This window comes from Mesorhizobium sp. NZP2298 (assembly GCF_013170825.1).
Classification (GTDB): domain Bacteria; phylum Pseudomonadota; class Alphaproteobacteria; order Rhizobiales; family Rhizobiaceae; genus Mesorhizobium.
Map to the genome: position 1 here is coordinate 3,306,126 of NZ_CP033365.1, position 23,799 is coordinate 3,329,924.

27 protein-coding genes and 1 riboswitch are annotated in these 23,799 nt (G+C 63.0%); of the genes, 24 read left to right on the plus strand and 3 right to left on the minus strand.

The features are described 5' to 3' along the window. Window positions 1-23: 23 nt before the first annotated feature. The 11 genes from EB231_RS16055 to EB231_RS16105 all read left to right on the plus strand — a co-directional run bounded on the left by EB231_RS16055 (window position 24) and on the right by EB231_RS16105 (window position 12,096). On the plus strand, window positions 24-1,013 hold the full coding sequence (locus tag EB231_RS16055; RefSeq protein ID WP_172349664.1) for a Coat protein: 990 nt from the start codon (window positions 24-26) through the stop codon (window positions 1,011-1,013). Window positions 1,014-1,129: 116 nt separating this feature from the next. Continuing rightward, window positions 1,130-1,729 carry a hypothetical protein gene (locus EB231_RS16060; protein WP_172349665.1) on the plus strand — a complete coding sequence of 200 codons (600 nt, stop codon included), beginning with the start codon at window positions 1,130-1,132 and terminating at the stop codon, window positions 1,727-1,729. Next, entirely contained in the window at window positions 1,729-4,197 is a 2,469-nt protein-coding gene (locus EB231_RS16065; RefSeq protein WP_172349666.1) for a hypothetical protein, read from the plus strand. The genes EB231_RS16060 and EB231_RS16065 overlap by 1 nt, the downstream gene beginning before the upstream one ends. An 82-nt stretch (window positions 4,198-4,279) precedes the next feature. Beyond that, window positions 4,280-4,948, plus strand: a complete 669-nt coding sequence (locus EB231_RS16070; protein WP_172349667.1) for a hypothetical protein — start codon at window positions 4,280-4,282, stop codon at window positions 4,946-4,948. Between the two features lie 3 nt (window positions 4,949-4,951). Further along, window positions 4,952-5,473, plus strand: coding sequence for a hypothetical protein (locus tag EB231_RS16075; protein WP_172349668.1), 522 nt, complete (start codon window positions 4,952-4,954; stop codon window positions 5,471-5,473). A 1-nt stretch (window position 5,474) separates the two neighbouring features. Then, window positions 5,475-7,289 (plus strand): hypothetical protein, encoded by a 1,815-nt coding sequence (locus EB231_RS34955; RefSeq protein WP_206681926.1) that lies wholly within the window; start codon window positions 5,475-5,477, stop codon window positions 7,287-7,289. A gap of 13 nt (window positions 7,290-7,302) precedes the next feature. Then, window positions 7,303-7,617: a hypothetical protein gene (locus EB231_RS16085; RefSeq protein WP_172349669.1), complete on the plus strand. Its 315-nt coding sequence runs from the start codon at window positions 7,303-7,305 to the stop codon at window positions 7,615-7,617. Between the two features lie 317 nt (window positions 7,618-7,934). Beyond that, window positions 7,935-8,408, plus strand: coding sequence for a hypothetical protein (locus EB231_RS16090; protein ID WP_246740976.1), 474 nt, complete (start codon window positions 7,935-7,937; stop codon window positions 8,406-8,408). A gap of 573 nt (window positions 8,409-8,981) precedes the next feature. After that, window positions 8,982-9,365 (plus strand): hypothetical protein, encoded by a 384-nt coding sequence (locus tag EB231_RS16095; protein WP_172349670.1) that lies wholly within the window; start codon window positions 8,982-8,984, stop codon window positions 9,363-9,365. 221 nt (window positions 9,366-9,586) lie between these two features. Then, on the plus strand, window positions 9,587-11,590 hold the full coding sequence (locus EB231_RS34960) for a hypothetical protein (protein ID WP_206681927.1): 2,004 nt from the start codon (window positions 9,587-9,589) through the stop codon (window positions 11,588-11,590). A 20-nt stretch (window positions 11,591-11,610) separates the two neighbouring features. Further along, window positions 11,611-12,096, plus strand: a complete 486-nt coding sequence (locus tag EB231_RS16105; RefSeq protein ID WP_172349671.1) for a hypothetical protein — start codon at window positions 11,611-11,613, stop codon at window positions 12,094-12,096. On the opposite strand, the gene EB231_RS16110 is transcribed toward EB231_RS16105, so the two are convergent. Then, a complete protein-coding gene (locus EB231_RS16110) occupies window positions 12,093-12,302 on the minus strand; it encodes a hypothetical protein (RefSeq protein WP_172349672.1) in 210 nt (69 codons plus the stop codon). The two genes, EB231_RS16105 and EB231_RS16110, sit on opposite strands and share 4 nt — an antisense overlap. 317 nt (window positions 12,303-12,619) lie before the next feature. Here EB231_RS16110 and EB231_RS16115 point away from each other — a divergent pair, with 317 nt between their 5' ends. The 6 genes from EB231_RS16115 (at window position 12,620) to EB231_RS16140 (ending at window position 15,021) form a co-directional block, all read left to right on the plus strand. Beyond that, window positions 12,620-13,360, plus strand: coding sequence for a glycoside hydrolase family 108 protein (locus tag EB231_RS16115; RefSeq protein WP_172349673.1), 741 nt, complete (start codon window positions 12,620-12,622; stop codon window positions 13,358-13,360). Window positions 13,361-13,362: 2 nt separating this feature from the next. After that, window positions 13,363-13,563 (plus strand): hypothetical protein, encoded by a 201-nt coding sequence (locus EB231_RS16120; RefSeq protein WP_172349674.1) that lies wholly within the window; start codon window positions 13,363-13,365, stop codon window positions 13,561-13,563. Beyond that, window positions 13,560-13,799, plus strand: coding sequence for an ABC transporter permease (locus tag EB231_RS16125; RefSeq protein WP_172349675.1), 240 nt, complete (start codon window positions 13,560-13,562; stop codon window positions 13,797-13,799). Before EB231_RS16120 ends, EB231_RS16125 begins: the two co-directional genes overlap by 4 nt. After that, the gene (locus EB231_RS16130) at window positions 13,784-13,978 is read left to right on the plus strand and encodes a hypothetical protein (RefSeq protein WP_172349676.1); all 195 of its coding nucleotides are present in this window, start codon (window positions 13,784-13,786) and stop codon (window positions 13,976-13,978) included. The genes EB231_RS16125 and EB231_RS16130 overlap by 16 nt, the downstream gene beginning before the upstream one ends. A gap of 103 nt (window positions 13,979-14,081) precedes the next feature. Next, window positions 14,082-14,399 carry a hypothetical protein gene (locus tag EB231_RS16135; RefSeq protein WP_172352935.1) on the plus strand — a complete coding sequence of 106 codons (318 nt, stop codon included), beginning with the start codon at window positions 14,082-14,084 and terminating at the stop codon, window positions 14,397-14,399. A gap of 217 nt (window positions 14,400-14,616) precedes the next feature. Next, window positions 14,617-15,021 (plus strand): GNAT family N-acetyltransferase, encoded by a 405-nt coding sequence (locus EB231_RS16140; protein ID WP_246740977.1) that lies wholly within the window; start codon window positions 14,617-14,619, stop codon window positions 15,019-15,021. Window positions 15,022-15,217: 196 nt separating this feature from the next. Here the strand turns inward: EB231_RS16140 and EB231_RS16145 are convergent, their stop codons facing one another. Beyond that, entirely contained in the window at window positions 15,218-15,925 is a 708-nt protein-coding gene (locus tag EB231_RS16145; protein ID WP_140775652.1) for a hypothetical protein, read from the minus strand. A 176-nt stretch (window positions 15,926-16,101) separates the two neighbouring features. Between EB231_RS16145 and EB231_RS16150 the strand changes: the two genes are divergently transcribed. From EB231_RS16150 to EB231_RS16160, 3 genes are all read left to right on the plus strand, one after another. Next, on the plus strand, window positions 16,102-17,670 hold the full coding sequence (locus EB231_RS16150) for a glycosyltransferase family 39 protein (RefSeq protein ID WP_172349678.1): 1,569 nt from the start codon (window positions 16,102-16,104) through the stop codon (window positions 17,668-17,670). Between the two features lie 208 nt (window positions 17,671-17,878). After that, window positions 17,879-18,397, plus strand: a complete 519-nt coding sequence (gene msrA / locus EB231_RS16155) for a peptide-methionine (S)-S-oxide reductase MsrA (protein WP_056571625.1) — start codon at window positions 17,879-17,881, stop codon at window positions 18,395-18,397. 526 nt (window positions 18,398-18,923) lie between these two features. Continuing rightward, window positions 18,924-19,712, plus strand: coding sequence for a formyltransferase family protein (locus EB231_RS16160; protein ID WP_172349679.1), 789 nt, complete (start codon window positions 18,924-18,926; stop codon window positions 19,710-19,712). Between the two features lie 117 nt (window positions 19,713-19,829). Here the strand turns inward: EB231_RS16160 and EB231_RS16165 are convergent, their stop codons facing one another. After that, window positions 19,830-20,138, minus strand: coding sequence for a hypothetical protein (locus EB231_RS16165; RefSeq protein ID WP_172349680.1), 309 nt, complete (start codon window positions 20,136-20,138; stop codon window positions 19,830-19,832). 194 nt (window positions 20,139-20,332) lie between these two features. Further along, a riboswitch (TPP riboswitch) is annotated at window positions 20,333-20,446 on the plus strand. Here EB231_RS16165 and EB231_RS16170 point away from each other — a divergent pair. The 4 genes from EB231_RS16170 to EB231_RS16185 all read left to right on the plus strand — a co-directional run bounded on the left by EB231_RS16170 (window position 20,437) and on the right by EB231_RS16185 (window position 23,671). Further along, window positions 20,437-21,045: a YkoF family thiamine/hydroxymethylpyrimidine-binding protein gene (locus EB231_RS16170; RefSeq protein WP_172349681.1), complete on the plus strand. Its 609-nt coding sequence runs from the start codon at window positions 20,437-20,439 to the stop codon at window positions 21,043-21,045. Its footprint overlaps the riboswitch before it by 10 nt. Window positions 21,046-21,079: 34 nt before the next feature. Beyond that, the gene (locus EB231_RS16175; RefSeq protein ID WP_172349682.1) at window positions 21,080-21,898 is read left to right on the plus strand and encodes an ABC transporter permease; all 819 of its coding nucleotides are present in this window, start codon (window positions 21,080-21,082) and stop codon (window positions 21,896-21,898) included. Beyond that, on the plus strand, window positions 21,895-22,662 hold the full coding sequence (locus EB231_RS16180; RefSeq protein ID WP_172349683.1) for an ABC transporter ATP-binding protein: 768 nt from the start codon (window positions 21,895-21,897) through the stop codon (window positions 22,660-22,662). Before EB231_RS16175 ends, EB231_RS16180 begins: the two co-directional genes overlap by 4 nt. After that, a complete protein-coding gene (locus EB231_RS16185; RefSeq protein ID WP_172349684.1) occupies window positions 22,655-23,671 on the plus strand; it encodes an ABC transporter substrate-binding protein in 1,017 nt (338 codons plus the stop codon). The genes EB231_RS16180 and EB231_RS16185 overlap by 8 nt, the downstream gene beginning before the upstream one ends. Window positions 23,672-23,799: the final 128 nt, after the last annotated feature.

Sequence of the window (23,799 nt, forward strand, 5' to 3'; positions counted from 1 at the left end):
ACCAAACCTGAAGGAAGACAAAAATGGCAGATGCCTATACCCGTATCGCGGACGCGATCGTTCCGTCCGTCTATGCGCAATATGCGTTCGAGGAACATGTGCAGTCGCTCGAAATCTACCAGGCCGGAATCCTGTTTTCCGACCCGGCGATCTCGTCCAAACTGTCGATGGGCGGCCGCTCCGTCGACATGCCCGGCTGGAAGGATCTCGGCAACGACCCGTCCGAGCCGGTCAATGACGATCCGGCCGATTCCATCGAGATGAAGAAGGTCGGCTCGCGCCGCGAGGTCGCCGCCCGCAATGTCCGCGCCCAGGCGTGGGGCGTGCCGGACCTGACCTCGATCCTGGCCGGCGACGATCCGCAGAAGCTGATCGTCAAGCGGCAGACCGAGTACTGGCAGCGCGCCAACAAGCTGACCTTGCTCGGCATCCTCAAGGGCGTCGTCGCCGACAACATCGCCAATGATGGCGGCGACCTGGCGCGCACGACGGGCGCCTCCATCGTCGACACCGACATCATCGAGGCCGCCTATCTGATGGGCGACCGCGCGGACAAGTTCAAGACGATCTGGATGCACTCCAAGCAGATGAAGGCGCTGAAACTCGCCGACCTGATCGACTATGTGCCGTCATCCGAGCAGGGCGGCCCGCTGATCCCTTACTACATGGGTCTGCGCGCCGTCGTCGATGACGACATTCCGGTGGCGGCGGGCGTTTACACCGCCTTCATGTTCAAGGACAAGGCGATCCTGTGGAACGAGCTGCCGGTCAACACCGAGGGCGGGCCGCTGGAGTTCGACCGCAAGCCGCGCCAGGGCCATGGCGGCGGCGTCACCGAAATGGTCGGCCGCCGGCACTTCGTGCCGCATGTGCCCGGCACCCGCTTCCTCGACGCCTCCTCGGCCGGCGAATTCGCCACCGATGCGGAGCTGGCACTGGCGGCGAACTGGGATCGCACGGCGTCGAGCGTCAAGAACATGACCTTCATCGCGCTGAAGACCACGGAAGCCTGATTGGGCCGAGGTGAGGGGCGGGGGCGAAGAGCTCCCGCCCAATCTCGTCTGGACTGCATTTCTTCGCGCAAAGGGTCGCGACTTTACCGACCCGAAACCAATGGAGGCCTGACACCATGGCCATCACCCCGCTCGATATCGCCAATATGGCGCTGGCCGTGCTCGACGAGGCGCCGATCGACAGTCTCGATCAGGACGTCAAGGCGGCGCGGCTGTTGAACCTGCATTTCGACCTGACGCGTGAAGCCGAACTGACCAAATATGCCTGGGTGTTCGCGATCCTGCGCGCGTCGGCAATCGGTAGCGATACCGGTTCCGGCGATTGTACGTTGAACCGGGCCTATGAGCTTCCCGCCGACTGCCTGCGGCTGCTGCCCTTGACCCACAATGGCGAGCCGGACGGCGTGCCGATCTCGTGGCGTCAGGAAGCGGGACTGATCTACAGCGACCAGCCGGGGCCGCTGATCATCCGCTATGTCGCCAACCTCACCGATCCCAATGATTGGGACGCGCTGTTCACCGAGGTGCTGGTGGCGGCACTTGCCATCAAGGTCGCGCATCCGCTGACCCACAAGTCGCGCATGATCGACATTGCCCGCTCGGCCTATGACCGGGCGCTGGACGCGGCGCTCAATGCCAACGCCATCCAGCGCGGCGGCCGCTTCTACTCCGCCTCCTGGTCCAGCCAGCGCGGCGACAGCAGGATTTCGCGCTGATGACCACGCTTTATCCCGTCCAGGACGTTTTCACCCGTGGCGAAATCAGTCCGCGCCTGCACGCCCGCGCGTCGCTCGATTTCTATCGGGCCGCGCTTGCCCGATGCGAGAACTTCGTCACCTTGCCGCATGGCGGCATCCGCAAGCGCGGCGGCACCTATTTCGCCGGCGAGGTCAAGATTTCGGCCAAGAAGACGCGGCTGATCCCGTTCATCTTCTCGGCCGACCAGGCCTACGCGCTCGAATTCGGCGACCAGTATATCCGCGTCTACGCCTATGGCGCGCGCGTCGGTACGGTGGAAGTCGCCTCGCCCTATCTGGAGGCGGACCTGTTCGAGCTCCAATATGTGCAGTCCGCTGACCAGATGTGGATTTGCCACAGGAACTATCCGCCGAAGGTTCTGACGCGAACCGCACACACCACATGGTCGCTGGCGGACTTCAACTTTCTCGATGGCCCCTACGACGAAATCAACACCACGCCGACGACGCTGACGCCGGCGAACACTGGCCACGCCACGCCCAAGATGACCTCCGCCACGGCCCCCAGCGGCACCGTCACCGACAATGGCACGGGCACAACAAGCTGGAGGGCGTTTGACCGGGCGATCAACGGCGCGGTCGCTGTGTCGACGGGCAGCAGCGGGTTTTTGCAGTACCAGTTTCCGACCGGTCAAGGAAAGGCGGTGAATGCCTACTGGATCTCCGCGTCGGAAGATGCCGCCAAATGGGGCGACACGCCGACCCAATGGACCTTGTCCGCCTCAAACAACGGCACCGATTATATCTCGCTCGACAGCCGGAGCGGGGAACGAGGCTGGTCTGGCTCCGAGGTGCGCTTCTACGATTTTCAGAACCAGACGACCTATGAGTATTACAAGTTCGACTTTTCCGGCGGTGGTGGTGACGATGCCAATAATACCTCGATCTCGGAAGTTGCGCTGGCCGAGAACGGCGACCTGATGACGCCGTTCGACCTTACCGCCTCCAGCATAGCCGGCATCAATGGCGGCACGGGCTTTCAAACAACCGATGTCGGCCGGTCAATCCGCCTGCTCGGCGCTGACAATGTTTGGCGCTGGGCCAAGATCACCAGCCGCACCAGCACCACCGCGGTCAAGGTCAGGCTCTACGGCCACGCCTTGCCCGACCTCTCTCCGATCACACGCTGGCGGCTCGGTACGTTCGTGCCCGGCAAGTATGTTGAAAGTGGTTCCCTTTACGAGGAGCGCCTGGCCTTCAGCCGGAAATTCTCGGTCTATGCCTCGGCCACCGGCGACTTCGACAATTTCGCGCTGGGCGAAAAGGACGACGACGCGCTGGAGTTCATCCAGGCCGGCGGCGGCCAGGCCAACGACATCGCCTGGATCGCCGATTCCGACGGCGCGCTTTTGATCGGCACCTCGGGCGGCGTGCGCGCGCTGTCGGGCTCGGGCATAGACGAGGCGCTGACGCCATCCTCGTTCAAGAACCGGCGCTCGCGCACCTTCGGCTGCGCCCGCATCCGCCCGGTCGATGCCGGCCAGTCATTCCTCTATGTCACGCGCTCGCGCAGATCGATCGCCGAGCTGACGCAGACCGCGCAGAGCCGTTTCACCTCGGACGATGTCGGCCAGATCTCCGAGCATATTCCCAAGCAAGGCGTGGTCGAGCTGGCCTTCCAGACCGATCCCGACCCCTTGCTGTGGTTTCCGCTCGATAATGGCGAACTGGGCGGCTACACGCACCAGCCGAGCCAGGAGGTGCGTGGAATGCACCGGCATCGCCTGGGCGGTATTTTCAGCGGTATTGGCTGGGCGGTCGTCGAAAGTGCCGTAGTGACGCCTGGCCAGGATGGCAATGACGACCTCTGGCTGGTCGTCAAGCGCACCATTGGCGGCGTGACGAAGCGCTACATCGAGATCAAGACCGCGCCGTTCGAATATGGCGCCGTCGCCGACGCCTTCGAGGTCGATTGCGGCCTGACTTATGTTGGTGCCGCGGTGACCACGGTCGGCGGCGCCATGCATCTCGCCGGCCAGTCCGTCGATGTGCTGGCCGACGGCAAGGTCTATCGCGGCCTCACCGTCAGCGGCGGCGGCACGGTGACGCTGCCTGGCGGCTCGACCGCGGCCAAATGGCAGCTCGGCCTGCCCTATACGGCGGCGGCCGACACGCTCGAGCTCGATGTCGGCGGCAAGGACGGCTCCATCATCGGCCGCCGCAAGAAGGTGGCGAAAGCGATCCTGTCGCTGCTCGAGACCGACACCACCGGGCTCGAGGTGCAGTCCCTCATGCGCGGCCGCTGGGAACCGGTGCGCATGCCTTCGATCGTCGCACCCGACGGCAAGGCGACGCTGTTCAGCGGCAATGTCGAAGTGCCGATCGACGACAGCTGGGAAGGGCAGGGCCGGGTGCGCATCCGCCACGTCAACCCGACGCCCTGCACGATCCGAGCGTTCACGCCGGTGTTCGACGCCGAGCCGTAGGTAGAGCCGTCGAAGCTGCCGATCTCCCCCTCGAGGGGGAGATACCCCCTTCGCCGGCCCACACTCCAAAAAGGACATCCCAATGACATCCCCCCATGCCGAACAGCTCGGCAGGGCGCGGACGGCTGCCGAATTCGCGGCCGTCATCGCCTTGCTCGACACCGACCTCAACGACGCGATCACCCGCAAGGGCGAACTGGCCGAGGCAGAGGACCGCGCGGTCTTCGGCGATGGCGACCTGGCCGCCGCGCGTGCGGCGCTCGACGACTGCAACGACCAGATCGCGCTTCTCGAAAAAGCCATCGACGCTGCCGGCAAGCGCCGCGCGGAGGCGGCGCTAAGCGAAGCCCGCGCCGACATCGCGGCCCTTGGCGAGGAGATCAAGACCAGGGCAATCCTGCTTGGCGAACGCTGGCGCGGCGTGCGCCGGCTGGTCGAGCAGTTGCGCCAGGAACTGTTCGAGGCCGATGCGCTCGCCCGCGCCATCACCACCGCCAACGGCCTGTTCGATGCCGCCGGCGTCCGCGATCTGAAGGTGAACCTGACCACCACCCGCCGCGCCGCCATGGCTGGCGCGCGAGCAGCGGCACCCGCCCGGCTCAGCCGGCCGGCGCTGCAGGCCGACAGGCTGCTTTTGTCCTTCCTGACCCCCGGCGGCGCGCTCGACCCGCGCCCGCCGCTCGGCGCGCCCGTGGACGGCGTCAAAAGCAAATTCATTCCCGCAACTCCCTCTCTGAACGAACGAGGCTGAACCATGTGCACACTTGCCCTTCTTGGACTGGCAGGCACGGCCCTGTCGGTCGGCGGCGCGCTGATGGAAGGCCAGCAGCAGAAGCAGATGGCCGACTATCAGGCCAGGGCCTATGAGCAGCAGGCGCGGGCAGAGGCGCAAAGTTCCGCCTTCGAACAGAGCCAGGAGCGCCACAAGCAGGACCTGCTGCAGGCTCAGGCGCGCGCCCAGGCCGGCGCCTCCGGCGTCGGCATAGCGGGTTCGCCGACCGAGGTGCTGGCCGCCAACGCCAGGCAGGACCAGATGGAGCTTAATGGCATGCTGTATGGCTCGCAGCTGCGCCAGAACAACCTCAACGACCAGGCGGCCATCTCGCGCTTCTCCGGCAAGCAGGCGGCCACGGCGTCGATCTTCAGCGCCGGTAGCGCACTGGTTGGCGGCCTCTCCAAAATCTACGACCCGACCAAGGCTGTTAGCTTCGGCGGTTCGGCATTTTCCCCTCGGGCGAGCGCGGCCATAGCCGGCGGCTATTCGGGACTCTACTAAAATGGTCCACATCATCCCGCTTTCCATCGCCCAGCGCCGGCTCGATACCGGCAATGCGCCGCAATATCCGCAGGGGTCGCCGGTCGGCGGCGCCATGCAGGGCTTGGGCGAACATCTTTCCGCTGTCGCCGAGCGCTACCAGCAGATGAAGGACCAGCAGGAGGCGTTCGACGCCGAGATCGCGCGCCGCCAGTTCAACGGCCAGATCGCACAAGCGGAAGACGAGGTGGCGGCGAACGCGCCAGCCGATGGCAGCGGCATGCATGAAACCATGTATGGCCTGGTCGATCCGCGCGACGGCAGGGTGGTGAAGACAGGCCTGTTCGACAAGCTGTTCGACAAGTTCCTGCCGACCATGCCCGAAAGCCAGCGCGCAAACTTCGCCCGACAGAAGGAGCCGATTCGTGCGGTTGGCGCGCGGCGCACGGCGCTGCGACAGAAGACGAAACGCGACGACCACGAGCTGGCCGAGTGGACCCAGGTCGACACCATGTCCACCAGCGCCATCGCAAACAGCGACCCGAATGATACCGCGAACTTCGAGACGATCCGGCAGAGCGGGTCCGACCTGATCGCCAAGATCGGCAACCCGCTCATCAGGCAAGCGGCCGAAGCTGCCTGGCGCACCAACACGGCCAAGGCGCTGGTCCAGGCAATGATCGCCCAGGACCCGCAGCGGGCCGCCGAGATGCTGGGTGCGGCGCAGGGCCGGATGAAGGACGACACGGCGGAGGTGGTTGGTGGTCGGCAGGAGGCCGATGCGGGTCGCGAGAACGAGACGGCCAGCGCAGTGGGTAGCACGGCGATGGCTCCTTTGAATACCGGCTCAGGAGCACCAGTGGCTGTGGCCGACAGAACCGCCGTCTTGGCGGCAGCTCCATGGATTGCCGATCTGCCGCAGAACGATCTGCAGGATCTTGGCCAGAAGGCCCAAGTCGCGATGTCCGCGCAGCTCTTCGATGCGCGCACCAATGTCCAACTCGCCCACCAGAATGCGCCTGATACCCTCATGTACACCGGCTCTTACTCTGGCAAGAGACCGGACGATGCAGCCTTCGCCGCCGTCTACGGCGTCGAGGAGGGTGGCAAACAGTCTCTGGATCTCGAACGGACGTTCAAGGTCGGCCATCAGGCATTCGACATGGTCAGAATGCCGAAAGATGCCATCGAGGCAAAAGTGCTCGCTGCAAAGCCCAAGCCGGGCAGCGCGACTCCCGAGCAGGATCAGGCAGAGTTTGACACAACAGCGGCCGCTGCCAGGCAGGTGTTGCAGGCTCGCGCCGCCGCTCCCGCCGACTTTGTTCGCAAAATCGATCCGACAGCGGACGCATACTGGAACGCAGTATCGAGCGAAGACAGCTACGATCCGGCTGCCTATCAGAAGGCGATCGCCCGCTCTGTCGCGGTGCAGCTGCAGCTTGGTATCAAGAACATCGAGCCGCTGCCGCAGAGTGTTGTCAAAACCTACGTTGACATTGTCCTCGACCTAAGCGGATCGCAAAGCGACAAGGATGCAGCTGTAAGCCGTCTGTTCGCGGGAACTTCCGATCCGAGTGTTCTTGCGGCCATGTCCGAGCAACTTGCTCGCGCCGGTCTGTCTCGGCTGCTGCGAGGTACGGCATTCGAATTGCCGATGACGGCGGAGATGCAAGCGCATGAGGCGGAATTGGCCATGGGGAGGCAAAGCCCCGATGCCAACGACCCAAGCGGCCCGACAATGCGCCAGAAGCTTGCCGCATGGGTGCTTGGGGACCACAAGGCAAGCAGCACCTGGACATCTCGTCAAAGGCACGCTTGGGAGCGCAGGAATTCATGAGGCCGATGGTTCATTGGTCGATTTCACGCCGCTAGGGGCCTTGTTTTCAGCGGATGAAGCGAAGAGAGCCTTTGACAAAGGCAACTATGGGGAAGCGACGCTAAGTGCGGCGGGTGTTATCCCCGATGCGGCGTTGCTCAAGCTTTTCAAGGGCGGAGGGAAGGTCGCCAAACCGCTAGAGGAGGCATTTTCCAGGAGCGAAAGCGAGCTTGCGCAGGGTGGACCGGCTCGAGAGGCGATCACTATTCCTCCAATGGAAGAGAGCATAGCAACCCGAAGCGAGGCCAAAGCACTCGACACGCTAGCCCAAAGTTGTCAAAGCGCCTGAAGTTCCGAATGCTGCAGAAAACCCGGCTGCAAAAATTACTGACGAGGATGATCTAAAGCTTGTTCCTACCAAGCGCACCATGACGAGCAAAGCTCTTCGCGAGGAATGGGAGTTGCTGCACGGTAAGCCCCTGCCACAGGTCGAAATATGGTTGTTTCCCATGAGAAACCGCTGGCCGACGGTGGGTTGGATCACGTATCAAATGTTGCGCCGCGTACGAGGGAAGATCACATACGGCACCACAAAGAAGCTGGTGATTTTCAGCGCTGGGCTAAGAGACGATGGTGCCAGAAAAAAACGAGTATTGGAGAACAATCGTGAACGCAGTTACGCCAGACCTCAGTAAAGTCAGTCGTTTGCCGCTGGCTGCCGACGATCCTGAATCGGGGGATGACATTGACGCAGCTCTTCTGGAAGCCCGTCAATACCTACAGTCGCATAACTGGGGAAAAAATATCAAGGCCGAGTATTTTGGGTATGGCGCCGAGGGTATATTATACATTTTTCTCTTCGAGATTTTACCTGGAAGGCCAGATGTGCCTCAATGGATATGGGTGATCGTGGGGGATGTGCCTCCGGCCTATATGCCCGGCGATGACGTCCAGACACCGTATGAGGTGCTGGACGGATATATCGGTGCAATGGAAGATTGGGTTGAAGCTGCTCGGCAAGGGAAGTCGGTGGCGAAATTGATACCTGTCAATGTCGATGCCAATCCCGCCAACGCCGAGATGCTGGCGAGCCGGCTCGAATTCCTTGATGAAAAGGTTCTGCCTCTGCTTCAAGAGTGATGTGTCGACACTTGTCGTTAAGTGCCTCTTTGCTAAGAAAACAAGGCATTTGGCGCCTTTGAATTAGCATCAGCTATCGAAGTTATCTGATCAATCGCATTCTAGCCGGTTAGGCCTCGATGCCATCTCGGGGCAGAAGCAGAATCTGCTGCAGTCTATGTCGGCGCCTCGGGCGTCGGCATAGCGGGGGGGCGCGGACCGAGGTTCTGGCAGCCAACGCCAGGTAGGGCCAGATCGACCCTCAACGCGATCCTGTATAGCTCGAAGCTGCGGCAGAACAACCTCAACAGCCAGGCCGCCCTTTCGCGCTTCTCCGGCAAGCAGGCGGTGACGGCGTCGATCTTCAACGCCGGCAGCGCGCTCGTTGGCGGACTCTAACCTACAACCGTCGCCGTCCGCCCGTTGACTGGCGAGCGTGAACCCGTACGCCCGGCAACGATGGCCAACATTGCCCTGCATGGGCTGCAGACCATCGATGGCGTGGCCGGTTGAGATGTTGCCCCGAAGATCCCGTCGCCCTAAGATGTAAGCTTGGTGAGCGCCTAGCTGCGTTGCCGTCTGGCAGGCTTACGCATGATCAAACCACCAAGCGAATTTCTGAAAGATCTTCCGGAGCGCAATGGGCGTTTGCGGTTTCGCGGGTCCGGTCTGAAATCGGCGAGCTATTTTCTGACCGACCACCCGGCCCAAACCGAACATGAGGCATTGGTCAGCCAACAATCCTCGGCGAAGATAAATTGGCAGTGGCGCTTGGCGACATGCGATCCAGCCGAATACGAAGCGCTGGCGGCTCAGTCTACGCAAGAGAATCTTGCGTGGGAAAAGAAAACAGGCTGCAGGGTGCATGTTTTGATCGACAAGAAGGCGTTGCGCAAGTATCTGCGAGAGCACGACTCGCCAAATGTAGGCAGCCCCGAACTAAGAGCTTGGGCGCGCAATTATCCAGAAGATGAGTAATTGCTGCGAACCGTGTAGCAACTGAGACGCCAGTATCACCCATGGAGCCCGGCGAGACGCCAGGCGAGGCGTGAGCGCTTCAGGAAGACAAATCCAGGAATAGACGATAACGGCTGGCCAAGGTTGACGCGACCGTTCCGTCCACCCATTGCCAGCCCGTCAACCGACCCGACATCCTCAAGCCTCGCTTTCGCGGGGCTTTTTTTCATGGAGCAAGCCTCATGGCCCGACCTGCAACTGCCGCCGTTCGCCTGTTGACCGGCGAACGCGAACCCGTGCGCCTGGCGACCACGGCCAGCATTGCCCTTTATGGGCTGCAGACCATCGATGGCGTGGCTACCGAAGTGGGCGACCGGGTGCTGGTGAAGAACCAGGCCGATGCCAGCGAGAACGGCATTTATACGGCGAGCGAGGGCCAGTGGTTCCGCGCCGCCGACGCGCGCACCGCGCGCACGATGCAGAAGGGCACGACGGTGCACGTGCAGCAGGGGGCGGCCTCCGCCGATTTCGTCTATGCCTTCGAAACGCTGAACCCGGTGATCGGCACCGATGCCATCACGCTGGCCTTCTTCCTTTCGGAAGACACGCTGGGTGATGCCACGGCGGCCGCGACGGCCGCGGCCAACAGCGCGGCGGCGGCCCTGACCTCCAAGAACGCGGCCGCGACCAGCGCCACCAATGCCGGCAATTCGGCCACCGCCGCTTCCGGGTCAGCCACGGCGGCGGCCGGCTCCGCCTCCACGGCCGCGACCTCGGCCACCAACGCCGGTACTTCGGCAAGTGCGGCATCCGGCTCCGCTTCGGGGGCGGCGACCAGCGCCACCAATGCCGGCAACTCGGCCAGCGCGGCGGCCGGCTCGGCGAGCGCTGCCTCGGGCTCGGCCACGGCGGCGTCGACCTCGGCGACCAATGCCGCAACCTCCGCCACCAACGCCGCGGCATCGGCCACGGCGGCGGCGAATTCGGTGGCGGCGCTGAGCTACACCTTCTCGACGACAACCACCGATGCAGATCCTGGCAACGGCACCTTGCGGCTGAACAACGCCACCGCCGCGTCGGCGACCGCAGCGTATATCGACTATCTGGACGCTGGCGGTGCGACGGTGACCGGCATTCTGGACACGTTCGATGACAGCACCAACACGATCAAAGGCCTGCTGACGGTACGCTCCAAGGCCTCCGCCGCCATCTCCTATGTCTACAATGTGACTGGCACAGTGGTGGACGGCAGCGGCTACCGCAAGCTGACACTGGCCTATGTCAGTGGCGCCGGCTCCCTGCCGACGACGGCGGGCGGTGTCTGGCTGATGTTCAACCGGGCAGGGGACAAGGGGGCGGATGGGTTGGGAGCGGGGGATTTCACCGGGCCGGCTTCGTCGATGGCTGACAACATCGTCATATTCAACGGCACGACGGGAAAGGTAGGCAAGGACAGCGGCGTCAAGATCGCCGATGTTGTAACAGGTCCGGCATCGTCGGCCGCTGGACGTGTCGCCACGTTCAACGGCACGACGGGCAAGATCATTCAAGACGGCGGTGTACTGCTCTCCAGCCTATTGACGTCAGGTGGGGCGCTCGGCACGCCGTCTTCGGGGACGCTGACGAACGCAACCGGACTGCCGGTGTCGACCGGCATCAGCGGCCTTGCCTCCAACATGGCCGCGTTCCTGGCGGGCGGCACCAGCGCTCAGCTTGCGGCTGCTGTGACCAATGAGACCGGAAGCGGCTCGTTGGTCTTCGGCACCTCGCCCACACTGGCAACGCCTACGATCGACACAATCACGTTGACCGGTGGGCAGATTGCCTTTCCGGCAACCGATGCGCCAAGCTCTAACGCCAACACCTTGGATGACTATGAGGAATTCACATACACGCCGGTCCTCATCGGCCTGACCACAGCCGGAACGGGCACCTATGCTGCCCAGACGGGCAAGGGGACCAAGATTGGCAATCTCGTTTACATCTCTCAAAACGTCGCTTGGACGGCCCACACAGGCACCGGCTCAATGGCCTTTATCGGCGTCCCGTTCAACGCCAACACGACAAGTCCGACGTTCAGTTACCATCTGCACAACCTGACTTTCACAGGTTCCCCGCAACCGCTGATGACTGCGGGTGGCTCACAAATCACTTTGGAGACGGCGGCAAGCGGTGCGGCTAGCGCCGGCATCGGCATGGATTCCGCCGCTCAGGTCCGCATTTCCGGTGGGTACTTCACCAGCTAAGGTCATAAGGAGACTATGCCGTGACGAAAAAAATCGCTCTGTTTCAAGATATCACCCTGGGTTACGACGGCTCGGCCGGCCTTCGCTATCTGAAGGGTGTCATTGATGACGATGGGAATAGCCTGGGCGGGATGGAGCCTCACAGGCTCGCAATCCAGCCCGATTGTGATGATGTCGCCGGTCTCGTCCGATGGCAGAACGGGGTGCTTCTCGATGCGATGGGCTTCGAGGTGGAGGACGGCTACGCGCTTGCGGACTTCGTTGCGTCCGCGGTCTCGCACCATCGCGAAGACCCGACCATCGCAGCGAAGACGAGAGCCTGGTGCGACGCAGCGGAGGCCAAGCGCCTGGCGAGAGTCGCGGAAGAGGAAGAGCGAGCCCGGCAACAGGCTGAGCAGGCGGCGGCCGAAGAGCAGGCCGCACAAGAGGCGGAAGCGGCGCGACAGTCAGAAGTGCAGGCGATGATTGACAGCGCTGTAGCGACGGCTCTGGCGGGGCGAGGTTAGCGCACCCCGATAAAGGGCTGTGCCGCCATCTCAAGAATGCTGCGAAGGCGTTTGATGGGATTGGACTTCTCGGGTAACTCCTTTGTATCCGCGTACCCGCCGATCAGGCCGGCAACCCGGTACATGAAATCGCGTTTCGGCAAGGCGCCGGTCTTCTCTAGTTCGGCAACCAGAGTGGCAATAATAGCCGTCTGCGCTTCAAGCATGGCCTTTTATCGCTTCATCGCTCAACCGTTCCGTTGCCTCGGCCATAACATCACCTCTTGCTGAAATGTTAAGAACTCTGCCGGCGGATAGTACCGCGACGCATCCTGCCAGCAAGCGTAACCCTCAAAACATACTCACTCGAATGAAAACTCATGGCTGTTTCCCGTGAGAAGGAATCTCTTGCCCGCGTGCTTGCATATGAAGGCGGCTATTCGAACCATCCAAACGACTTGGCGCCCGACGATGACGGGCTTGAAATCAACTGTGTAGCTCCGGATCGTTAACTGGAGCCAATCATCACCCGAAAGGAACCCCCATGGACCGCAACTTTGCGCGGGCGCTTGCGCTCGTCCTGAAATCCGAGGGCGGCTGGTCGGACAATCTGGCTGATCCCGGCGGCGCCACGATGAAGGGCGTGACGCTGGCGAATTTTCGCCGTTATGTGAAGGCCGATGCCAGCAAGGCCGATCTGAAGAAGATCGGCGACGACCAGGTCGCGACCGTCTATCGGCGGTTCTACTGGGACGCCGTGCTTGGCGCGGAGCTGCCTGACGGTGTCGACTACGCCGTGTTCGATTTCGCTGTGAACAGCGGGCCGGGCAGGGCGGCAAAATACCTGCAGGCAACCGTGGGCGTCTCCCAGGACGGGCGCATCGGTCCGGCCACGCTGGCGGCGGCCAGGGAGAGACCCGCTGGCATCGTCATCGACCAGCTTTGTGATGCCCGTCTGGAGTTTCTCAAGCGATTGCCGACATGGGGAGCATTCGGGCGGGGCTGGTCCGATCGGGTCAAGTCCGTGCGGGCCCAGTCCTTGCTGATGTCGACCCCCGCGACAGTGCCTGCGCCGCCCGCAACGCCAGCGCTGTTCCCTGGGCCTGTCCCGCCTCCACCCGATGCTGAAACGTCCGCCCCAGAGGCGCCTGCTGCCGAGCCTGGCTCGGCAGCAGGTTCAGGGATTCCGGTTGCCGCCAAGGCTGGCGGGGTCATCGCCGCCTGCCTGCTGCTTGCCTATGCCGCCTGGCACCACATTGCCGTTGCCCTGCAAGGGATATTCTGATCATGGCCACTGTCATCCAACCGACCATTCGCCCGACCAACAAGCTGACGGCCGCGACCATCGCCGCCGCGCTCCTGTCGGTTTGCGGCGTCTTCGTGCGCAACCTCTGGCCCTCCTGGTATGACGCCGAGACATGGGCGATGCTCCTGCCGATCGCCGTCTTTGCCATCGGCTATCTGGTCAAGGATGAGCCGAACCGATGAGCGCGCTGCTGTCCTTCCTGCTCGGCAATCCGACCCTTCTCGGCATCGGTGCGGCCATCTTCGCGGCGCTCGGCTGGGGCGTTCGCCAGCGGCTTGCCGGCGAACGCAGCGAACGTGCCAGGCAGGCCGCCGACGAGGCCGCGGCGCACGACATCGCGGACCAGGTCCAGAACGATATCGGCGCGCTGCCGGCCGCCACCGCGCGAAAGGAGCTCAAATCATGGGCAAGGGATTGATGCTGGTGTCGGTTCTGGCCGCGATGGCCGGCTGCACAACCGTCAAGGGCGGTTTCTGCGCGGTGTCGAGTCCGCTGCGCGTGTCGGCGGCCACGGTCGACGCATTGCCGGACGCCGAGGTCAAGGCGTTGCTGGCACACAATCGCAAGGGCGAAAAACTGTGCGGGTGGAAGCCATGACACTCGCGGCATTTACCCCGGACGCAGACATGGTGCTCGGCCGGCTGGTCATTTTCGGCGCCGGATCGGTCTTTGGTCTCCTGATCGCAAGGGCGATGAGATGATGCACGATTTTTTCGATCTGCTCGGCATCAAGGGACAGGTCGTCGTCGCCGGCCTGGCCGGCGGTGTCCTGCGCGCTTTGTCGCGGCACCGCTACAAGCTGCGCGAGATGGTGGCGTCACCCATTTGCGGCGCGCTCGCCGCCGCCTATCTGACGCTACCCCTGGTCCAATATTCCCGCGCCACGGGCCTGCCGCTGGCCAATGACGACACGACAACGCTGGCCGCGGCCTTTCTCATCGGCGTCTGCGCCATGTGGATTTCGGATATTTTGTTCGAGGTGATCGTGCGCAAGTTCAGGCCGGCCCCGGAGGAATAGCCGCAGGCTTTGCGGTGCCGAATTCTCCATCGAACGGCTCGCGCCGGAACGGGCTTTTTACATTCGTGACTTCTGACGGGCCGCTGCTATATCCAGAGCAGGGCTGCCGAACTCGCGGTGGCGTTGATCCGGTCCGGACCTGTGAATGCTTATTGAACGATACGACGGAAACCGCGAGGCCTTACGGCCTCTGTTTGCCCTGGCAGACGATTCCCCCATGCAGATTTCCAGCTATATCGATCGGGGCGAGGTGCTTGTCGCGCGCGATGGCGGTCGGATCGTTGGCCATGTGCAGGTCATCGAGACAGGTGAGGGCGGTGTGTTCGAACTCAAGAGCCTCGCGGTCCGCCCGGCAAGGCAGAGCGAGGGGTTGGGGCGTGCCCTTGTCGCCGCGGCAATCACCCGCTGCCGCGAGCGCGACGGCCGGCGCCTGATCGTCTCGACCGCAACGGCCGATATAGGCAACCTGCGCTTCTACCAGCGACAGGGATTTCGCATGTGCCGTATCGTGCAGGACGCGTTCGGGCCATCGACTGGCTACCCCGAAGGCTTGCTTGTGAACGGCATTCCGCTGCGCGACCAGGTGGTCTTCGAACGCGACCTCGGCACGGATCGAGGGTAGCGGATCCTCCACCTCGCGCTCCGGCTTCACGACAGTCGCAGACAGTCCAACAGCCCGCTCCGGTTCGCCGGAGCGGGCTTTTTTGCGTTTCGGCCCAAAGCGCGTCGCGGCGAAGTGGATTCATGCGTCGCGCCTTGGGTCTTTGTTTTTATGCATGGCGTCTTCCCAAACCGAGGTCACTTTTGGGCGCCATGCATCAGGCCAGGATGTTGACGGCGCGGGCAGCGACAAGCGCGATCGTCAGCAGGGAGATCATCGCCTCGGCCATCATCAAAAGTTTGGCGCGCTGGGATAGCGGCAAGGTGTCGGTCGGCGAAAACGCCGTCGCGTTGGTGAAGGCGAGGAAGACATAGTCGACGAAGCCCGGCAGCCAGTCGCGGATCTCGCGGTCGTTCAACGTCATTTGCGGGAACAGGAAATCGGAATGGGCGCGGTTGACGAGGCCGCAGGTCGGCGGCCCGCCGCGATCCGTGCTCCAGAACCACAGGGCAAAGATGATGACATTGGTGACCCAGATGTTGAGCGCGTCGATCAGCAGCGTCTGGCCGCTGGAGCCGGCATGGCCCGCCAGCAGCGCGCGCACCAGGAACACCAGCGAGCCGCAGTTCATGACGCTGACGACGCCGGTCATCACCAGGGCCGTCCTGCGGATCATGACGCGGAACCGGCCGACCAGATACCAGTGCTCCTCCTCGACCGCCTTCTGGGTGGCGACCTGCGTCCAGGCCGTGGCGACCGACAGCGGCACGAGCAGCGCCGCTTCAAGGGCCGGCGCCAGCCAGCGAGGGCCGAATGAAAGATCGTTTATGACCAGAAGCTGCAGGCAGATGATGACAAGGACAGCCGCGCGCGCCAGCCAGAAATCGAACGCGCGGTGGTGGATGACGGCATGCTGGTGACGCATCGAGTATCCGGAAGGTTCAGACAGGATCAGATATGCGGGTTGTTCTGTCGGGGAGGGCAACGGAGCGCTGAAATTCCTGCTCAATCTTGGTCTTGCAATGGCCTGCAAGTATACTTTTTCGTAAGCTTTTACGTTGGGGCTGTTCGGCAAACCGGTCGGTGTGATTTAAGCGCCGCATGACGGGAATTGACGACTCCATAGATGGTTGGCTGCCGGCCGGGTTGCCTGTCGCGGGCATCGACCGTTCGTCGGTCTGGTCCGGCCTGCTTCGTCATCCCTGGTATTTGCTGGCGCTCTTGTGCCTGGTGCAGATCGTGTGCTGGACGGTGGTGCCGGCGCTGATCGACCCCGCGCCGCCTGGCGATGTCGTGGAAGGTTTCATGTGGGGCCGCGAATGGATGCTGTTGACCTACAAGCATCCGCAGCTTCCCGGCTGGCTGCTTGAAACCAGCCATCTTCTGACCGGATCGTTCCGCTGGCCGCAATATCTGCTCGCCCAACTGACGATTTCATCGACCTTCGTCCTGGTCTATCTGCTGGCCCGCGACATGCTCGGCCAAACCCGCGCGCTGGCCGCCGTGCTCTTGATGCCGTCGGTTTATTTCTTCGGCTGGCCGACCCCGCAATTCAATCATGACTATGCGCAGATGCCGTTCTGGGCGGCCATATGCTGGCTGCTTTGGCGCGCCGGCCGCGGCGGTGGGCCCGGCTGGTGGCTGGCGCTTGGACTGGTGTCGGGCGTCGGACTCTATGCCAAGTTCTCCACCGGCCTGCTGCTTGCATTCGGCGCTCTCTGGCTGTTGTCCGACGCACGCGCGCGCAGCCGGCTTGCGACGCCTTGGCCATGGCTCGGCCTCGCCGTTTTTCTGGCTGTCGCCGCGCCGCTGGCCATTGAACTCTACCGCATCGATTTCCTGCCGCTGACCTATTTCGCCGACCGCGACGCCTGGGTGACTGAACACCGTGCGCGCCTGTATTACATCGGTGTCCAGATGGCCGGGCTCTCCGGCTTTCTCCTGGTGCTGTCGATATCAGGGCTGCTGCGGCGCTCGCCTGCCCCCGAAGCGTCCGTCGAACGCGGCATTCTGGTCTATCTCGTATGGATGGGGCTCGGCCCGGCGGTCCTGATCATGCTGGCCTCGTTGTTCACCGGCACCGGTGAATCCTGGGGTGCGCCGATGTACAATCTTGTCGGCGTCGTGGTGCTCGCCTTCCTCGGCCACCGGCTCGGCGCCTTCGAGATGCGAAGGCTGGCGATCTGCGCATTCACCTGCATCGTCACCATGTCGGCCGCCTATGCGGCGATCCGCTGGACGGACTGCAATGTGCGAGGACGCATGGATGCCGTCTGCTGGCCGGCGCAGCCGATCTCGGACGAGGCCGAGGCGGTCTGGCACGCGGCGGTGCCCGGCCGGCTCGACGTTGTCGGCGGCGACACCAATCTGGCCATGCTGGCTGGCCTCAATGCCTATGACAAGCCGTCGATCTTCACCGACCTCAATATGCGGTTCGCGCCGTGGATCACCAGGCAGCGGCTGCGCGACCACGGCATGCTGATGGTCTGGTCGGGGCGTGGTGTGCCGCTGTCGCTGCGGGCATGGCTGGGTAACATCCCGGTCAAGACCGTTCTTTTCAACTGGTCGCGCAAGGCGCCGCCCGTGCCAATCAATTTTGCCGCTATTCCGCCTGGCACGCGCTATCTGCCGCTTGCCGTGGACAGCCGAACCCGGCATCCGCACAGCTGAAGCCTGTCGCGCGGCCCGATCCCGTTCCCGCATCGTGATATTTCGTTCGTGCATGGTCACACGCCCTTGTAGGCGCCGCGTTCACTTCCAGTCGGCTGGACGAAGCCGCCGACAATGCCCATTTATGGGAAATCCAATTTGTTGTTGTGCAATTCAGGTCGGAAACGGCTACCGTTTCTTCTGAATTGCTTTCTTGAGGAGACGTGACATGGCGACTTCGACCGAACGCGCAGTGCTTGCCGGTGGCTGTTTCTGGGGCATGCAGGATCTGATACGGCGCTATCCTGGCGTCATCTCCACTCGTGTCGGCTATAGCGGCGGCGACGTACCCAACGCCACTTACCGCAATCACGGCACCCATGCCGAAGCCATCGAGATCAATTTCGATCCAGCCGTGATCAGCTATCGCACACTGTTGGAGCGCTTTTTCCAGATCCACGATCCGACGACGCGCAACCGTCAGGGCAACGATGTCGGGATGAGCTACCGCTCCGCGATCTACTATACCAGCGACGAGCAAAAGCGCGTCGCCGAAGACACCATTGAAGACGTCGATGCCTCCGGTCTGTGGCCCGGCAAGGTCGTTACCGAAGTCGCGCCGGCCGGTGCCTTCTGGGAGGCCGAGCCCGAGCATCAGGATTATCTGGAGAAATACCCCAACGGCTATACCTGCCATTTCGTCAGGCCAGGCTGGAAGCTGCCTGTTCGTGAGAAGGCCGTCTCATAGGTTTACGGATAGGCTTTCGCGCGGCATGGGGCTATAATTGCTTTGCCGATTGCCGCGCGACCAGCCATCGCATGGCGATTGACGGGAGGTGGCATCTACCGAAATTGCGCGGGCTGATCTGACGGGGGTGAGCATGAAGAAGATCTATCGGAAGCCAGTCCTGGTGAAAAAGGGCCGGCTTTCAGACGTCACCGCCTTGATACCGCCTTCGCAAATCAAGGCCACCTGATCGACAGCCTTCATTGGCAGGTGCGGTCGCCCGCCCCGAAAAGGCCAGGCTCGACCGCCGTTTGAATGAGGTGATCGGCTTGACAGGCGCTTTGAGAGGGTGCCGCTTTTGAGCCCGCGGACCGGGCAAGACCGGCTTTCGGCCGTGTTCATACTCGACGTCAACCCCTATACCGGGCCGCTGCTGGCAGGGTGGCTTGAAGCAGGCCATCGCATCGGTGCGATTGTTGTGCCGGGGTTGCGTCGGCGCCCAAAACACTTCAGCATCAGCAATTTACGCCGAAGACTGAAACGCAGATTGCTGCTCAGGCGCTATGTCGGCGACACGCCGGTAAGGCTGATCGAATTTGCGCGACCTTATGATTGGGACACGCTCGGCAAGCAATTGTCGCCGGTCAGGGCCGCTGTGTTGATCTGCTATGCTTTCCCCACATTGGTCCCACAGCAATTGCTGAACATCTTTCCCAAGGGCGGGCTCAATCTTCACCCGGCGCTGCTGCCCAACTATCGGGGCCCGCATCCTCTCCATCGCCTGGCGGTGGACGGCCAGCATGCCGTTCATGGCGGTGTGACGCTGCATAAGATGTCCGCCGCCTTCGACGACGGCGACATCCTTGGGCAGGTGTCGTTTTCGGAAACAGACTGGACGTCGCGGCGGGCCCTGATCGACGGCTTGGCAAGCGCGATGCGCACGCTGGTGAGCGAGGTGGCGCCAGCCTACTGCAAAGGCAGCCTTTGGGGAAAACCGCAGCCGACCGGCGATTTCATCTGGGCGCGGCTTAAATCGGCCCACACGATGATCTCGCCGGCCATGTCGATCGAGCATGTCGCTCGGTTGTGGCATGTGCTGGGCAATATTCCAGGGATCTATCTGGATGTCGCCGGCCGCAAGGTCAGGCTGGCGTTCCAGATCGGACGGCTAGGCCCGCCGACCGGACAAGTGCCGGTCGCACGATGGGGGACTGTGGAGTTCGATCTTGCCGATGGCAGGGTCCGGTATCTCACCTATGGCCGCCTGGTCAAACGGCTCTTGAAAATGCGCGCCGCTTTCGCGCGGCCTCAAGTCAGCAGCCGTGTTCTGAAATAGCGTTTCCAGCGAGAAACGACTGGAGCAGGGACTTGCTGAAGCGTCGGCCATTGAGCTCGCTGAACGCGGAGAGTCGCGGCGCTTGCGCTCCGCGACCCTCCCTGGCTGCGATCGAAATTATTTGCCGCAGTTGTTGTCGTTCACCGTAGGTGCGGTTGCGTTGCCGTTGGCATCGCTCTGCGCGCCCTGGGGATTGGTCGGGCAGTTCTTATCCGCATTGGAATTCATGTCGCCCGGGGCGGTGGTGGTGCTGTTGGTCGCCGCCGGATCGACCGGATTGGGTGACGCCGGCGTGCTGGGGTCCACGGTGATCGACTGGCCGCTGCCACCCGACCCGTCCGTGCCGTTTGCGCTATTGCTTTGCGCTATCGCTGATGTGGCAAGGGCAACGGTGAACGCCGAAGCTGCGAGGATTTTCATGAACATGGTTCTGTCTCCATTTCTGTGAACTCGTCGCGTTGCGACTGGTGGTCAACCTCGCGGCGTGGCGAAGGTTCCCGATAAAATTCGCACGGAGAGGACCCTCCGGCGTCCATCTTGTGATCAGATCTGGTGCAGTGTTTTTGGGCCAGTGCGCTGAAAAAACGGCTTCCCCTTCAGCTCGAATGGTGCTTTAACGCGTCCATCCACAGGGGTGCTCCGTACGGTCGGGGCTGAGACGGGGGCGGCAAGCCCACAGACCCTAGAAGCTGATCTGGGTAATACCAGCGGAGCGAGGCGGGCGATGTTTTCAGGCGCACAGATTTCCTTATATCCCATGGCCGACGATTTCGTTGGCGTCATCCTTGGTGCGCTCGGCGCGCTCGATCCTTACCGGGACAGGCTCAGGATCGAGACCGACGACATCTCGACCTTGCTGGTCGGGCCGCCCGAAGTGCTGTTCCCGGCGCTGCGGGATCTGTTCGTGGCGGCGGCGCGGAGCGGCAAGCATTGCGTGCTGTCGGCGGCCATTTCGCGCGGCTGCCCGGGCGAGCCGGACGATCCGATCTGCCGCTCCGACGCGTTTGGCGGACCTGTGGGGTCGCTCGGCCCACGCAAGGAAGCCGCCATCACCGCGGTGCGCAATGCTGCTGCCACCGGCCAGCCGGCGGCGGCGCAATTCTCGCTCTATGTGATGGGCACGGGCGACCACATGGACGAGATCTATGGCTGCATCGATTTCCTCAAGCAGTCCGGCGTCTACGATCGTTCCAAGAACTTCTGCACCAAACTGCGCGGCGACACGGGCGCGATCTTTTCGGCACTGAACGAAGCCTTCTGCCGCTTCGGGCCGGGCGCCGGCCACGTAACCCTCGACATCACGGTTTCGGCCAACAGCCCGTCGGCTGTCTAAGCCGGCGCGCTTCCGCGCGACCCCGTCAAAGGTTATGCCCGTGGTCTCATCATCAGTGCCGCGCCCGCTCGCGGATTCCCTTGCCAAGGCGATACCCGCCGTCATCTCGGTCGGGTTGCTGCTTGTGGCGTGGGAGCTCTATGCTACCTATTCCGGTATCAAGCCGACGATCTTGCCCGCGCCGTCACGCGTCTTCGAACAGGCGATGCTCAATCGCGGGGCACTGGTCGACAACGCTATCCCCACCACCCGCGCCACGCTGATCGGCTTTGCCTGTTCCCTCAGTGCCGCCTTTCTGCTGTCCATGCTGGTCGATTTCTTCCAGCCGCTGCGGCGCGCTCTGTTTCCTGTCTTCATCATCAGCCAGACCTTGCCGCTGGTGGCGATCGCGCCGTTGGTGGTGCTGTGGTTCGGCTTTGGGCTGACCCCGAAGATCATGCTGGTCGCGCTGGTCACCTTCTTTCCCATGCTGGTGGCTCTGGTGCAGGGCTACGAGGCGACCGAGGCCGAGATCGGCCAGATGCTGCGCGCCATGGGGGCAGGGCGCTGGCGCGTCTTCGTGCTGGCGCGGCTGCCTTCGGCGCTGCCCTATTTCTTCGCGGGCCTGCGGATCTCCATCACCTATGCGGTGGTCGGCGCCATCTTCGCCGAATATGCGGGTGCGGCGAAGGGGCTGGGCATCTACATGCTCAACGCCAAGAACAATTTCCGCCCCGACCTGGTGCTGGCCGCCGTCGGTGTCAGCGCCGCGCTGACACTTGTCCTGTTCGGGCTGACGGCGCTCGTGCAGCGCTTTGCCATGTCTTGGGAACGGGCCGACCGGCAGCCGGCGGGGAAGGGGGCGCAGAGATGAGCCGGCTCGAATTGCGGCATGTGCGCAAGGCATTCGGGGGGCTCGACGTCCTCGCCGACATTTCGCTCAGCGTCGGCGCCGGCGAATTCGTTTCCATCCTTGGGCCTTCGGGTGCCGGCAAGTCGACGCTGTTCCAGCTCCTGACGGGTGCCGAGCACGGCGAAGGCGACATGTTGTTCGACGGCGTGCCGCTCGACGATCATGGCAGGCATTTTGCTTTCATGCCGCAGCGTGACGCGCTGATGCCGTGGCGGCGCATCATCGACAACACGACGCTCGGGCTGGAAGTGCAAGGCACCAGGCGCAAGGTGGCGCGGGCTCGCGTCGCGCCGCTGTTTGCCGAGTTCGGGCTTGCCGGCTTCGAGCGGCATTTTCCGGCACAGCTTTCGGGCGGCATGCGCCAGCGCGCGGCGCTTTTGCGCACGGTGGTGCAGGAGCGCGACATGCTTTTGCTCGACGAGCCGTTCGGCGCGCTCGACGCGCTGACCCGCGCGGCCATGCAGCGCTGGCTCGAGCAGATGTGGCGGCATCATCGCTGGACGGCATTGCTGATCACGCACGATGTGCGCGAGGCCGTGTTCCTGTCCGACCGCATCTATGTGCTGTCGGCGCGCCCGGCCCGTGTGCTGCGGGAAATCAGGGTGCCACTACCGCGCCCGCGCGATCCGATCGGCGCTGCCGCGCAACAGGCCAGCGCACTCGAGGCCGAGATCCTCGACATTTTGCTCAACCCTCAACCATCCAAAGGACATGACCATGACTGACTTGACGCGCCGGCGGGCATTGCTGCTCACCCTTGCCAGTGGTCTTCCGCTGGTCGCGGGATCGAGCCGCTCCTTCGCGGCAACGCAAAAAGTCTCTGTCGCACTGGACTGGACCGTCAACACCAACCACATCGGGCTGTTCGTCGCCCGTGACAAGGGATTTTACCGCGAGGCCGGTCTCGAGGTCGATATCCTGCCCTACAGCGACACCGGCGCCGGCACGCTGGTCGCCAACCGCGTTGCCGATTTCGGCATCAACGGCACCATCAGCCTCTTCACCCAGAGGACCGCCAGTGCCGACCTGAAAGCGGTCTATGCGGTGGTGCAGGCCGAAACCGGCCGGGTGGTCTTCAATGCGACGCGCGGCGAGATCAAAAGCCCGAGGGACCTCGACGGCCTGATCTATGGCGGTTTCGGTAGCGCCTGGGAAAATGCGCTGATCTCGACCATCATCCGCCATGACGGCGGCAAGGGCAACTTCGAGACGGTGACGCTCGGCACCTCCGCCTATGAGGCGCTGGCCAATGGCTCGGTCGACTTCACGCTGGAGGTCGAGACCTGGGAAGGCGTCGAGGCCGAACTCAAAGGCGTCAAGCAGCGCAGTTTCGTTTATGCCGACTACGGCGTCCCCGACGAGCACACGACGCTGATCTCGTCGAGCGAAGCGTATCTCCGAGCAAACCCGGCATTGGCATCGGCCTTCGTCCAGGCAACGCGGCGCGGCTATCAGTTCACCGTCGATCATCCAGAAGAAGCCTCCGCGCTGCTGATCGCGGCCAACAAGGATGCCCTGACCAATCCGTCATTGATCGAGGCGTCGCTGAAAGCGCTGATCGACGGACACTATCTGCGCGCGGAAAACGGTGCCATCGGCACGTTAGACCCCGCCAAGATGGACGCGATCGGGGGCTATCTCTTCACTGCGGGCATTTTGCGCGACGCCGATGGCAAGGTTCTGACGCAACGTCCGGATTTCGCCAGGTATTTCGCAAATTCATATCTGGGTTGAGGCTGGATGCGCGTCAGCCGGTGGCGCTCGGTGCGCTACGTCGGCTTGGCGTCGGGGCGCGTCTTTCTCCGGCCTTCGGGTCTATCCCGTCAATCCCGATTCAATCTTGCCGGTTAACCGCACGGCAA